At 68.9% G+C, this 12,682-nt stretch carries 13 protein-coding genes; 7 read left to right on the top strand and 6 right to left on the bottom strand.

Features of this window, described 5'->3' with window-relative positions:
- The first annotated feature begins 10 nt into the window (after nt 1-10).
- Nucleotides 11-658, top strand: a complete 648-nt coding sequence (locus VV01_RS06285; RefSeq protein WP_050669141.1) for a CPBP family intramembrane glutamic endopeptidase — start codon at nt 11-13, stop codon at nt 656-658.
- Nucleotides 655-1,623 (top strand): NAD(P)H-binding protein, encoded by a 969-nt coding sequence (locus VV01_RS06280; protein WP_050669140.1) that lies wholly within the window; start codon nt 655-657, stop codon nt 1,621-1,623. The genes VV01_RS06285 and VV01_RS06280 overlap by 4 nt, the downstream gene beginning before the upstream one ends.
- Before the next feature lie 40 nt (nt 1,624-1,663).
- Here the strand turns inward: VV01_RS06280 and VV01_RS06275 are convergent, their stop codons facing one another.
- Nucleotides 1,664-2,311: a hypothetical protein gene (locus VV01_RS06275; protein ID WP_157508762.1), complete on the bottom strand. Its 648-nt coding sequence runs from the start codon at nt 2,309-2,311 to the stop codon at nt 1,664-1,666.
- Between the two features lie 200 nt (nt 2,312-2,511).
- Between VV01_RS06275 and VV01_RS06270 the strand changes: the two genes are divergently transcribed.
- The gene (locus VV01_RS06270; protein WP_050669139.1) at nt 2,512-2,988 is read left to right on the top strand and encodes a hypothetical protein; all 477 of its coding nucleotides are present in this window, start codon (nt 2,512-2,514) and stop codon (nt 2,986-2,988) included.
- Between the two features lie 103 nt (nt 2,989-3,091).
- Here VV01_RS06270 and VV01_RS06265 read toward each other — a convergent pair whose 3' ends face one another.
- Together VV01_RS06265 and nrdR are read right to left on the bottom strand one after the other, a co-directional pair.
- Nucleotides 3,092-5,980 carry a vitamin B12-dependent ribonucleotide reductase gene (locus VV01_RS06265; RefSeq protein WP_050669138.1) on the bottom strand — a complete coding sequence of 963 codons (2,889 nt, stop codon included), beginning with the start codon at nt 5,978-5,980 and terminating at the stop codon, nt 3,092-3,094.
- Nucleotides 5,981-6,003: 23 nt separating this feature from the next.
- On the bottom strand, nt 6,004-6,504 hold the full coding sequence (gene nrdR, locus VV01_RS06260) for a transcriptional regulator NrdR (RefSeq protein WP_050671762.1): 501 nt from the start codon (nt 6,502-6,504) through the stop codon (nt 6,004-6,006).
- A gap of 342 nt (nt 6,505-6,846) precedes the next feature.
- Between nrdR and VV01_RS06255 the strand changes: the two genes are divergently transcribed.
- Nucleotides 6,847-7,707 (top strand): methyltransferase domain-containing protein, encoded by an 861-nt coding sequence (locus VV01_RS06255; RefSeq protein WP_050669137.1) that lies wholly within the window; start codon nt 6,847-6,849, stop codon nt 7,705-7,707.
- A gap of 22 nt (nt 7,708-7,729) precedes the next feature.
- Here the strand turns inward: VV01_RS06255 and VV01_RS06250 are convergent, their stop codons facing one another.
- Entirely contained in the window at nt 7,730-8,113 is a 384-nt protein-coding gene (locus VV01_RS06250) for a LysM peptidoglycan-binding domain-containing protein (protein WP_050669136.1), read from the bottom strand.
- A gap of 232 nt (nt 8,114-8,345) precedes the next feature.
- Between VV01_RS06250 and lexA the strand changes: the two genes are divergently transcribed.
- On the top strand, nt 8,346-9,062 hold the full coding sequence (lexA, locus tag VV01_RS06245; RefSeq protein ID WP_050669135.1) for a transcriptional repressor LexA: 717 nt from the start codon (nt 8,346-8,348) through the stop codon (nt 9,060-9,062).
- A 9-nt stretch (nt 9,063-9,071) separates the two neighbouring features.
- Here the strand turns inward: lexA and VV01_RS06240 are convergent, their stop codons facing one another.
- Both VV01_RS06240 and VV01_RS06235 read right to left on the bottom strand, forming a co-directional pair.
- Nucleotides 9,072-9,779 (bottom strand): hypothetical protein, encoded by a 708-nt coding sequence (locus VV01_RS06240; protein WP_050669134.1) that lies wholly within the window; start codon nt 9,777-9,779, stop codon nt 9,072-9,074.
- Between the two features lie 50 nt (nt 9,780-9,829).
- Nucleotides 9,830-10,693: an NAD-dependent protein deacetylase gene (locus VV01_RS06235; protein ID WP_231635170.1), complete on the bottom strand. Its 864-nt coding sequence runs from the start codon at nt 10,691-10,693 to the stop codon at nt 9,830-9,832.
- 146 nt (nt 10,694-10,839) lie between these two features.
- On the opposite strand from VV01_RS06235, the gene VV01_RS06230 reads away from it, so the two are divergent.
- A complete protein-coding gene (locus VV01_RS06230) occupies nt 10,840-11,751 on the top strand; it encodes a LysR family transcriptional regulator (protein ID WP_050669133.1) in 912 nt (303 codons plus the stop codon).
- 6 nt (nt 11,752-11,757) lie between these two features.
- Entirely contained in the window at nt 11,758-12,681 is a 924-nt protein-coding gene (locus VV01_RS06225; protein WP_050669132.1) for an AEC family transporter, read from the top strand.
- Nucleotide 12,682 lies beyond the last annotated feature (1 nt).

The following is a 12,682-nucleotide window of genomic DNA, read 5'->3' as shown; positions in this document are numbered from 1 at the left end:
GAGGTGTCACATGCCGTCGCCCGAGGTGGTCGCACGCCGACGTGTCGTGTGCGTCGTGACCGCCCTCGTCGGCGCTGTGCTGCTGGCGCTGTCGCTGAGCACCCCGCCGGGCAGCTCGCGCTTCTACCCGCTCGCGGCGGCGTTGGCCCTCACCTGGTTCGTCGGAGCGCTGCTGGCCGGCCCGGTCCGCATCGCACGCACCCGCCCTCGGGCACCCACCACCCCGGCGGTCGCCGGGCTGCTCGCGGGTCTCGCGCTCGCCGGCGCATGTGTCGTGGGCACCGCACTGATCGGGTCGTTCGCCCCGGTCCATTCCGCGGTCACCGAGGTGACCGACATCGCCCGCAGAGGAGTGCCCGCGCTGGTCCTCCCCGTCGCCGTCGTCACCGGTGCCGCTGAGGAGCTGTTCTTCCGCGGTGCGGTCTTCGACGCCCTGCCCCGTGACCGGGCCGTGGTCGGGTCCACGGCGGTGTACGCCCTCATCACGCTGGCCACCGGCAACCTGATGCTCGTCCTCGCCGCCGCCGTGCTCGGTGGTGTCACGTCCCAGCAGCGACGCGTCACCGGCGGAGTCCTCGCCCCGGTCGTCACGCACGCCGTGTGGTCGACCTGCATGGTCCTCGCCCTGCCGCCGGTCCTGGAGCTGGTCGGCCCATGACCGCGACGCGCACCGCACTCGTCACCGGCGCCACGGGCTACGTCGGCTCCCGGCTCGTACCCCACCTGCTCGAGATCGGTTGGCACGTCAAGGTTCTCGCGCGCAGACCCGAACGTCTCACGGTGCACGCATGGGGCGACCAGGTCGACGTCGTACCTGGTGACGCTGCCGATCCTGACACGCTGCGCCGTGCGCTTGCTGACGTCGACGTGGCCTACTACCTGCTCCACTCGATGGACGGCGGTGGCGACCTCAGCCGTCGCGACCACGATCTCGCGACCACGTTCGCGTCGGTGGCGCACGAACGGTCGGTCGGACGCATCGTCTACCTCGGCGGCCTGCATCCCTCCGGCCGGCTGTCCGAGCACCTTGCGTCGCGGACCGACGTCGGCGAAGTCTTCCTCGCTTCCCCCGTGCCCGCCGCGGTCCTTCAGGCCGGCATCCTCATCGGCACCGGGTCGGCGTCCTTCGAGATGCTGCGACACCTGACCCACCGGCTGCCGGTCATGGTCACGCCGCGGTGGGTCACCAGCCGCATCCAGCCGATCGCGATCGCCGATGCCCTGCACTACCTTGCCGCCGCAGGCACACTGCCTGCCGACGTCGACCGCGCGTTCGACATCGGCGGACCGGACGTGCTCACGTACGAGCAGATGATTCAGCGGTACGTCGCCGTCGCCGGTCTGCGACCACGCCGCATCGTCGTCGTGCCCGTCCTCACACCCGCACTCGCGAGCCGGTGGGTCGGCCTCGTCACGCCCGTGCCCTCCGGCATCGCACGGCCGCTCGTCGACAGCCTCGTGCACGACGCCGTGTGCGACGAGCACGACCTCACCGACCTGGTGGGCGCACCCGCCGAGGGCGCGACGTCGTACGACGATGCGGTGCGTCGCGCTCTCGACGGCTCGCGTGACGGCCCAGAGTCGATCGACCCCGGCGACCCGTCGTGGGCCGGACCTCGCTAGACCCCACACGCCAAGGTCACGACCGTCATCGGACGGTGGCTCAGGGTGCTGGGCACGGCCCGGGCTCGACTTGGGGCTCGGCACCGGCCGGCACCCGCGGCAGCGGTGCGTCCTTCACGGTGTAGCCAGGCCCTGAGGCGTAGGACGTGAACGGTGCGGGAGCCTTCCCCGCTCGATGGCACTGCCCGTCCACGACACCCCAGGAGAACCCCATCCGATCGTGCCGCGTGCTGCGCGGGTCGTCGTACACCGTGAAGGACGCCCGCTCGCCGATGGGGAGGTCGCTGCCGCTGTCGATCAGCCCCGAGACCACAGCCACCGGACCGGTCGCCATCACGTAGTCGACCTTGACCGTCGCCCGATGATGGACGACGGTGCCGTCCGGCTTCGGCTCCGGGTGGTCGATGCTCACGCTGCCGCGAGCGTCGCCGAACACGATCCGCCCGTCGGCCACCTTGTAGGGATTGCCGTGGGCGTCAAAGGTGAAGCGCCGCAACGGGTTCTGCGGATCGACGCTGAACTTCACCCAGGCGTCACCCGTGACATGGCCCTCGGCCCGCTGCACGGTCGTACGGTCCGTCGCCGTCGCCGACGGCTGTGCGACGGCAGCTCCCGTGAGCGCCAGAGCTGCGACCGCGCCGACCGCCAGCGCACCCCCTGCTCGTCGAGAAGCGTTGCTGTGCATCATGATTCGTCCCTTCATCGAGTACGAGGCGCCATCGCCTCAGCCCGAAGGTCGCACGGCCGCGCGCGCTCGCCCTCCCTCCGGGGAGCCATGGCGACCCTCGGCAGAGCGAGTCGAAGGCGAGTGGAACCAGACGCGACGCAGGTCACGTCAACTCACCGCTGCGCGGCCACGAAGGCCGCTCCTGGACACCAAGGACGGCCATGAAGAAGAAGCTCGCAGCATCGATCCTCGCCGGCGCCAGCGTGGCGGCCGCAGGCGGACTCGCTCTCAGCAGCAACGCGGAGGCCGCCTCCAGCGTGCGCTACAGCGTCACCTCCCAGTGCAAGGGCACGATCATCGACTCCGGCTACCTGCGCGGGGGCCTGAACGGCCAGGTCGGCGGAGGTAAGTGGCAGCTGTGGTACTCCCCCAAGAACGGTGGCACCAACTGCGTCGTCGTCTATGACAACCTACCCGGCAAGCACAGCATGAGCGCAGGCCTGCGGCTGTCGGGAACGTCCAAGGGCAAGACCGACGCCGGGACGTTCAACACCTTTGCCGGAGGCGTCCAGGCCACCGATGCCAACAACCGATGCGTCATCATGTCCGGCCACGTCAACACCGGTCGCTACTCGCTGGCCACCATGGTCAACAAGAAGGGCAAGGTCGTCAGCGGCGTCAAGACGCACTGCGGCTGACCGAACGGGGTCCGCCAGAGCGGCGAATGTCGTTGCCGCACAACACGATCGGGCCCCGATGCGAACCTTGTCGCCTCGGGGCCCGATCGTTGTCGGCCGGTGATCAGCTGCAGCCGCTGGTGCTGCCGCAACCCTCGCAGACGTAGCACGAACCGGCGGGACGCATCTTGGTGCCGCACGTCATGCACATCGGCGCATCGGCCGCCTTGCCCTGGAACTTCTCCAGCAGCTCGGCGGAGGAGTGGATCTCGCTGGAGACCTCGCGTGCGTCAGCCGCACCCGAGCCGGACTTCACCTCGACCGCGCTCTCCTCGACCTCGACCTTCTTGGGTGAGGTCGGCGCCGCGGACTGGGAGTACGACTCGAACTCGCCCGCCACGTCGTCCTCGCCCTCGTCGGAGGTCGTGGAGTCGGCGTACGAACCCGTCTCGAGCTGGCGGGCACGCTCCTCGGCGGAGTGGATGCCCATGAAGGACCGGGTCTCGAAGTCGAGGTGGTCCAGCGCCAGGCGACGGAAGACGTAGTCCATGATCGACTGCGCCATCCGCACGTCCGGGTCATCGGTCATGCCAGCGGGCTCGAACCGCATGTTGGTGAACTTCTCGACGTAGGTCTCCAGCGGCACGCCGTACTGCAGCGCCACCGAGACGGCCACCGAGAAGGCGTCCATCACGCCGGCAAGGGTCGAGCCCTGCTTGCCGAACTTCAGGAAGATCTCGCCCAGCTCGCCGTCCTCGTGCGTGCCCGCGGTGAGGTAGCCCTCGGCGCCACCGACCGCGAACGACGTCGTCTGGCTGCTGCGACGCTTGGGCAGACGCTTGCGGATCGGACGGTACTCGACGACCTTCTCGACCGCGGCCTCAGCAGGCTTGTCCTCCGCCTTCTTCTTGCCGTCGGACAGCGGCTGACCGACCTTGCAGTTGTCGCGGTAGACCGCCAGGGCCTTCAGGCCGAGCTTCCAACCCTCCATGTGCACCTCGGCGATGTCCTCGACGGTCGCCGACTCGGGCAGGTTGACCGTCTTGGAGATCGCGCCGGACAGGAACGGCTGGGTCGCGGCCATCATGCGCACGTGACCCATCGGGCTGATGGCCCGCTCGCCCATCGCACAGTCGAAGACCTCGTAGTGCTCCGGCTTGAGGCCGGGAGCGTCGATGACGTGGCCCTTGTCGGCGATGTGCTCGACGATCGCCTCGATCTGCTCGGTCTGGTAGCCGAGCTTCTTCAGCGCGCGCGGGATGGTCTGGTTGACGATCTGCATCGAGCCGCCACCGACGAGCTTCTTGAACTTGACCAGCGAGAAGTCCGGCTCGATGCCGGTCGTGTCGCAGTCCATCATGAAGCCGATCGTGCCGGTCGGTGCGAGCACCGATGCCTGCGCATTGCGGTAGCCGTGCTTCTCACCGAGCTCGATGACATCGGCCCAGGCCTTCGTCGCGGCCTTGTGGATGTCGCCGTCCATCGCGTCGAGCGTGCGCACCTCGTCGTTGGCCGCGCGGTGCTTGCGCATGACGCGCTTGTGGGCCTCGGAGTTGCGCGCGTAGCCGGCGTACGGGCCGACGACGGCAGCGATCTCGGCCGAACGCTTGTACGCGGCCCCGGTCAGCAGCGAGGTGATTGCCGCCGCGAGGCTGCGGCCGCCCTCGGACTCGTAGCCGTGGCCGGTGGCCATCAGCAGCGCGCCGAGGTTGGCGTAGCCGATGCCGAGCTGGCGGTAGTCGACCGTGGTCTTGCCGATCGACTCCGTCGGGAAGTCGGCGAAGCAGATCGAGATGTCCATCGCGGTGATGACCAGCTCGACGACCTTCTGGAAGGTCGCGGTGTCGAACGTGTCGTCGTCCTTGAGGAACTTCAGCAGGTTGAGGCTCGCCAGGTTGCACGAGGAGTTGTCGAGCGACATGTACTCCGAGCAGGGGTTGGACGCCGTGATGCGACCGGTCTCGGGGTTGGTGTGCCAGTCGTTGATCGTGTCGTCGTACTGCAGACCCGGGTCCGCGCACTCCCACGCGGCCTGGTTGATCTTGTCGAACAGCTCGCGCGCGTCGACCTCCTCGATGACCGAGCCGTCGCTGCGCGAGGTGAGGCCGAACGTGGTGCCGTCGGCCACCGCGCGCATGAATGCATCGCTCACGCGCACCGAGTTGTTGGCGTTCTGGTACTGGACCGAGGTGATGTCCTTGCCACCGAGGTCCATGTCGAACCCGGCGTCGCGCAGCGCGCGGATCTTGTCCTCCTCGCGCGCCTTGGTCTCGACGAATTCCTCGATGTCGGGGTGGTCCACGTCGAGGACGACCATCTTGGCCGCGCGCCGCGTGGCGCCACCGGACTTGATGGTGCCCGCCGAGGCGTCGGCACCGCGCATGAACGACACCGGGCCCGAGGCCGTACCACCGCTGGAGAGGAGCTCCTTGGAGGAGCGGATGCGCGAGAGGTTGAGGCCGGCGCCGGAGCCACCCTTGAAGATGAACCCCTCTTCCTTGTACCAGTTGAGGATCGAGTCCATCGAGTCGTCGACCGACAGGATGAAGCAGGCCGAGACCTGCTGGGGGCTCTTGGTGCCGACGTTGAACCACACCGGCGAGTTGAACGCGAACACCTGGTGCAGCAGCGCCCATGTCAGCTCGTGCTCGAAGATCTCGGCGTCGTCGTCGGACCGGAAGTAGCCGTGGTCCTTGCCGGCCTTGACGTAGGTCAGGACGACCCGGTCGATCAGCTGCTTGAGGCTCTTCTCACGCACGTCGGAGCCCAGCGCCCCACGGAAGTACTTGGTCGTGACGATCGTCGAGGCGTTGAGCGACCAGAAGTCCGGGAACTCCACACCGCGCTGCTCGAAGATCGTCTCGCCCGTCTTCCAGTTCTGCTGGACGACGTCGCGCGACTCCCAGGTCACCTCGTCATAGGGGTGCACACCTGGCTGGGTGAAGATCCTCTCGACCTTCACGCCCTTGGTCCTGCGACGAGCCTGCGACTGCGTGCGCGCCGTCTCGGTCATGGTGACTCTCCCTCTCCTCGTACTCACTGATCGTCTCGCTGACCACTGACAGTGGTCGTGTCGTCCTGGGAGGCCCCCTGGGCCTCGATGCGCAGCAGCGTGATCGCCGACTCGAAGTCCTCCAGCGAGTCGAACGCCTGGTAGACGCTCGCGAACCGCAGGTAGGCGACCTCGTCGAGCTGCCGCAGCGGGCTGAGGATCTCCAGCCCGACGTCGTGCGCGTCGATCTCGGCCACACCCTTGGCCCGGATCGACTCCTCGACCTGCTGCGCGAGCAGGGCGAGCTGGTCATCACTCACCGGCCGGCCCTGGCAGGCCTTGCGCACACCGCTCATGACCTTGCCCCGCGCGAACGGCTCACTCGCCCCCGACCGCTTCACGACGGTCAGGCTGGCGTTCTCGACGGTCGAGAACCGCTTGCCACAGCTCGGGCACTGGCGGCGCCTCTTGATGCAGGTGCCGTCCTCGTTGGTGCGGCTGTCGACCACCCTGCTGTCGGTGTGCCGGCAGAACGGACAGTGCATGACACCCACTTCCTCTCGACGGCGTCGCCACGACCCCAGCCACCCTTCCGACAACAGTCACGAGGGCATAGGAATGCCCGGGCAACCGCAGCGGGAGACCCCCTCACAGCCGGCTCCTGTGGATATCCGGTGGACAGCTTGGGGACTAGATGTGGATGACTTACAGCCGTGTAACTACTAGATGTAGGGATGCTAAGTCGTCGCGGACCTACGATGCAACACCCGGTCGGGGTCGTGTTGCGGCGGCCCGCAAACGTGCAGGTCAGGGGCTCGCCACGCCTCGACACGGCGCGTCGCCGCACCCCTCGCGGGGCGCGCAGGGCGCGGCTACGATGCACAGGCATGGGGTGGAGAGCCGAGCTGAAGCGAGTCCGCGGCGACCGACTGGCACGCACGATCGCCCGCGCCCACGACGACAAGCTCGACCGACTGATCGCGCACAGCGAGCGCCAGGCCGACCTGCTCGATCGGCTGCTAGCACGGCAGACGCAGCAGGACGCCACCATCGCCGAGCTGCGCACGCGCGTCGAAGCGCTCACACCCACAGCATCCGACGCCACGCCGAGCCCATCGGCGGGCACCTCCGACCAGGACTCCTGGCGCACCAAGGCCCAGGTGGGCGAGCTCGGGTTCCACGTGCATGACACGTTCCGGCAGCACGACGAGCAGTGGTGGCCAGTCATCGACGGAGAGTGGCGCGAGATGGGCTTCAGCCCCGAGGGCTGGCGCGACCGCACGGTCGTCGACGTCGGTGCCGGCTCGCGACTGCGCTCGTTGTGGTTCGAGGGCGCGTCGATCATCGCGATCGAGCCGCTCGCCGACCAGTACATGGAGCAGGTCGCCTGGAGCGACCTCACCCGAGCCACCGAGGTCTACTCGGTGCCCGGTGAGACCTTCGTCCCGGAGGTCGAGGGACGCGCAGACCTCGTCGTCTCGATCAACGCTCTCGACCACGGGTACGACCTCGCCACCTCGATCGGCAACATCGGCCGTTACCTCAAGCCCGGTGCCACCGCCTTCGTGTCGTTCGACATGCACGACACGGTGACCGACGAGATGCACCCCATGGTCGTACGCCACGACGACCTCGTCGAGCTGTTCCCCCGGATCGGCCTCAAGCTGGTCCGCACCGCCGAGCACAGCCGCCGCTACCACGGCGCCACCGGCCCCAAGGCTCGGCACTACTGGTTGCAGCAGGCCTGACACCCACGTCGTTCGCGTCGACTCACGACCCGCTGGGGACCACGAGGGTCTGCCCTGCGTTGACCTCGAGCGAGCTCAGACCGTTGGCCAGCTGGAAGCGCACGACCGCCTCCCCCACCGGCAGCTCCGGCAACCGGGCGTGAGCGATCTCGCTCAACGTCTGCCCCTCGGCCACCGTCACGGTGGACGTAGACGGGGTCGGACCGGCTGCGATCGCGGCCGACGCCATGATCACTCCGAGCGCCGCGATCACGCCGGCCAGAGCCAGCACGAGACGACCACGCGCGGTCAGGCGCAGCCGGGGCTGCCCGGCCCGGGTCAGCAGGTCGGGAACGACCCTGAGGTGTCGCACCTGGGGCGCCGCGGGAGCACGCTGGGGAACCTCCCATGCGGTGACTGCACTCATGACATCCTCCTCGAGACGAACACCTGTGCGATGGAACGCTTGTACGAGTTGTAGCACGGGTGTTCGAACAAGTCCAGGTTGTGCGACGCGACATACGTCGTACAGGTGTTTGAGAACTGTGTCCGAACTCCATAGGCTGCTCTCACAGAACAGGACTGAACCAGCGACCACCGACAGCCCCTGATTTCCCAGGGCGTCCGGCCGCAGACCCACGGGGAACGAGGACGCCGAGATGGCCAAGATCCATGAGATGCCGGAGCCGGACAGCCACAGCCTGACCACGCGCCAGCGCAAGGTGCTGGAGGTCATCCGCAGCTCGATCGACCGCCGCGGCTACCCGCCGAGCATGCGTGAGATCGGCCAGGCCGTCGGGCTCACGTCACCCAGCTCGGTCGCTCACCAGCTCTCGATGCTCGAGCGCAAGGGCTACCTGCGTCGCGACCCGATGCGACCGCGTGCCATGGAGGTCGTCTCCCCCGACCTCGGCAAGCGCCAGCGCGGATACCGCGGGCAGGCGGTCGGTGCCGCCGAGGAGTCCTCGATCGACGAGACCGGCATCAACGACGAGCAGCCGGAGCCCTCGTTCATCCCGGTCGTCGGTCGGATCGCCGCCGGGGGCCCGATCCTCGCCGAGGAGGTCGTCGACGACGTCTTCCCCCTGCCTCGTCAGGTCGTCGGCGAGGGTGACCTGTTCCTGCTCAAGGTCGTCGGCGACTCGATGGTCGATGCCGCGATCTGCGACGGCGACTGGGTCGTGGTCCATCAGCAGCAGACCGCCGACAACGGTGACATCGTGGCGGCGATGCTCGACAACGAGGCGACGGTCAAGACGTTCAAGCGCACCAAGGGCAAGGTGTGGCTGATGCCTCACAACGACGCGTACGAGCCCATCGACGGCGACGACGCCACCATCCTCGGTCGCGTGACTGCGGTGCTGCGCAAGGTCTGAGGCGGGGACTCAGCCGATCAGCTTGCGGCGCAGGTCCAGGGCCGTGGTGGCGTACGCCATCGCGGCTCCGCTGCGTGGCACCTGCGCGTCGTGGGCGACCATGTTGCGCCCGTTGCGCAGCGCAATGGCGGCCTCGACGTAGGCGTCGTTGACCAGGCCGTGTCGCCGCAGCGTCTCCAAGGAGTCCTCGAGGCGGGACCGGGTCCTGATCGACTCGTCGTGCGCGCGGGCGACCGCATTGATGTGGTGGTCCAGCTGCTCCCACGAACGGATCACCAGTCCCGAGGGGTTGCTCCGGCCCAGGACGTCCCACTCGTGCGGAAGCCGGCCCTCCTGCTCGGGCGGCACCGGCCAGTACTGCATCGGTGGGGGCAACGGCCGGTGAGGCGTACTCGGTGGCACGGGCTCGGCGTCCGCCTCCGGTGCGGTGGCCCCGTCGCCGGCCGGCCGGTCAGTCGGCGGCGCAGTCGGCGACGTGGCCGGACCTGCCGGCGAGAACGGCTCGCGGTTGCCGACGGCGCTGGCGCTGCTGCGCTCGGCACCCTCGAGCTCGCGCACGAACTCCGCGGACGCGATCGGGCTGTCGACCTTGGTCATGCGGTCGATGAGGCCCCTCACCTTGTCCCTGAACACCAGGAGCACGACGAGCACCACGACGGGCCAGCTGAGCACGGCACGGATCAGGTTGATCAGATCGGTCCAGGTGGGCTGCTGCATGGGTCCGTCCCGTTCGCCGAGGCTCCGGTCGAACCCCTGTGCGGTCGACCCTACTGATCGAGCGCGGCCTCGAGGGCCTGCAGCGTCGCACCCAGCGGAGCGTCGACCTTGATGGTCGTCTCGGCCTCACCGCGGGTGCGTCCGCGCGTGACCACGGCGACCGGCAGGGAGAGCCGCGCGGCGCGGCGTACGAACCGGTAGCCCGACATCACCATCAGCGAGGAGCCCAGGACGAGCAGACCGCGCGACGCCTCGACCTCGCGAAAACACCGCTCCACCAACGGTTTGGGGACGGACTCACCGAACATCACCACGTCGGGCTTGAGCTTGTCCGACCCGCAGATCACGCAGTGCACCAGCCGGAACGTCGCAGCCAGCTCGTCGGAGATGACGACGTCACCGTCGGGACGGATCTCGCCGTCGACGTCACGGTCGAACCCGGGGTTGGCCAGGGTGAACCACTCGTCGACCGTCGTACGCCGGTAGTGCTCGCCGCAGGTCATGCACACGACCTGGTCGAGCGACCCGTGCAGCTCGATGACGTCGGTGGCGCCGGCCTCCTGGTGCAGCCCGTCGACGTTCTGGGTGATCACGGTGCCGAGCAGGCCGCGGCGCTGAAGACGAGCGACGACCTCGTGACCGACGTTGGGTCGAGCCCGGGCGAACCGTCGCCAGCCGACGTAGCTGCGTGCCCAGTAGCGTTGCCGCGCCTGCGTCGAGCCGAGCAGCTCGGAGGCGGACATCGGCGTGATCCGACGTTCGCCGTCCGGGCCGCGGTAGTCCGGGATGCCGGACTCGGTGGACAGGCCGGCACCGGTCAGACCGACGAGCCCGCCCGTGCGGACGAGCTCGATCATCGACTCCCACGTCCGGACGTCGACCCCCTGCGGGCGGGTCGCACTCGTGTCGGTCACTCCCGCAGTATCGCGCCCGGTCGGGACGGACGCCGCGACGGGGGACGGGAGCACAGCCCGCAGCGGGTAGGGGACGATCCAGGCCATGGATCACGGCCGCAGCACATCAAGTGGCACTCGGTAACTCAGAGTTATAGAATATCTGCATGATCGATGCCGCCGGCCTACGCGTGATGCGCGCCATCTCCGACGAGGGCAGCTTCACCGCTGCCGCCGCCTCCCTGGGCTACTCCCAGCCTGCGATCTCCCAGATGGTGCGCCGACTCGAAGAACGCACCGGCACCGTCCTGGTCGAGCGCCTCGGCCGCACCGTCCGTCTCACCGAGGCGGGTACGGTCCTGGCCCGCCACGCCGGACCCGTCCTGTCCGCGCTCGAGGCCGCCGAGGCCGAGGTCGCCGCGATCGCGGGCCTGCGCTCGGGTCGCGTACGACTGATGGCCTTCCCGTCCTCCTCCTCGACCCTGGTCCCCCGTGCGCTGGCCCTGGTCAAGAAGCGCTTCCCCGACGTGCAGGTCACCTTCGCCGAGGCCGAGCCGCCGGAGTCGCTCGCGGCGCTGCGCGCCGGCGAGTGCGACCTCGCCGTCGCGTTCGCCTACGAAGGCGACGAGCTGCCCCGCGGTGAGGAGGACCTGGACGCGTTCACGATCCGACCGCTGCTCGTCGACGAGGTCCGCCTGGCGGTCTCCAAGGACCATCCGCTCGCCCAGGCCAAGACCGCCAAGATGGCCGACCTGGCGCAGGAGCCCTGGATCGCCGGCTGCCCGCGCTGTCGAGGACACCTGCTCTCCCTCGCTGCGCGTGAGGGGTTCGCGCCCGAGGTGGCGTTCGAGACCGAGGACTACGTCGCCGTGCTCGGACTGGTCGCCGAGGGTCTCGGCGTCGCCCTCGTGCCCGACCTCATCCTGCGCTCCGCGAGCAACCCCGGCGTCGTGACGCTCCCGATCGACCCGGCCAGCCGTCGTACGGTCCATGCCGTGACCACCCCTGACCTCCAACGCGTTCCGGCCGTTCAGGCCACGCTCGAGGCCCTCAACGAAGCCGCCCAGCTCACCTGCTGACCGAGGATGCACGGCGTCCTCGACGGATTCGGAGTCATCGGCGCCGTCATCGGGGTCGGCTTCCTGCTGGCCCACACCGGCGTTCTCGACGCAGCGTCACAACAGCTGCTGGCTCGGCTGGTCTTCTTCATCGCCACTCCGTGCCTGCTGTTCACACTGCTGCTCCAGGCTGACCTGCACCGCGTGTTCTCGCCCGGACTCCTGGTGGCGTTCGGCAGTGTCGTCGTCGCGGCCGGCGTCTATGTCGCACTCGCGCGCCTGATCTGGCGGCGCACCGCCGCCGAGACCGTCATCGGAGCCCTGTGCTCGGCGTACGTCAATGCCGGCAACCTCGGGCTGCCGATCGCGGTGTACGTCATCGGGAGCGGGGCGGCCATCGCGCCGATCCTGCTCATGCAGCTGCTCGTGCTCACGCCCGTCGCGTTCGCGCTCCTGGACACGCTGACCTCCGGGCGGCGCCCCGTGTGGTGGCGCGTGCTCGCCCAGCCGGCGCGCAACCCCATCACGGTCGGATGCTTCCTCGGAGTGGCTCTCGCGCTCACGGGCTGGAAGCCGCCGACCGTCGTGCTCGACCCGGTGACGATGATCGGCGAGATGGCCGTACCCGCGGCTCTGCTCGCCTACGGGGTCTCGTTGCGGCTCGGCCCACGGCCGCTCACCGGCGGGTCCGCCGTCGAGCTGGGGGTCGTGCTGCTGCTCAAGGTCGTCGTCCAGCCGGTCGCGGCCTGGGTGCTCGCTGCAGGAGTGTTCGGGATGAGTGGCAAGGACCTGCTCGCTGCGGTCGTGGTCGCGAGCCTGCCGACCGCGCAGAACATCTTCGTCTACGCGACGAGGTACGAGCGGGGCGAGCTGCTGGCACGGGACTCGATCTTCGTGACGACCATCGCGTCGGTGCCGGTGCTGCTCGGCATCGCGGCTGTGCTGGCGTGAG

This window comes from Luteipulveratus halotolerans (assembly GCF_001247745.1).
Classification (GTDB): Bacteria; Actinomycetota; Actinomycetes; order Actinomycetales; family Dermatophilaceae; genus Luteipulveratus; species Luteipulveratus halotolerans.
Note: the sequence above shows the minus strand (reverse complement) of the source record. Positions and strands in the feature narration are given on the sequence as shown.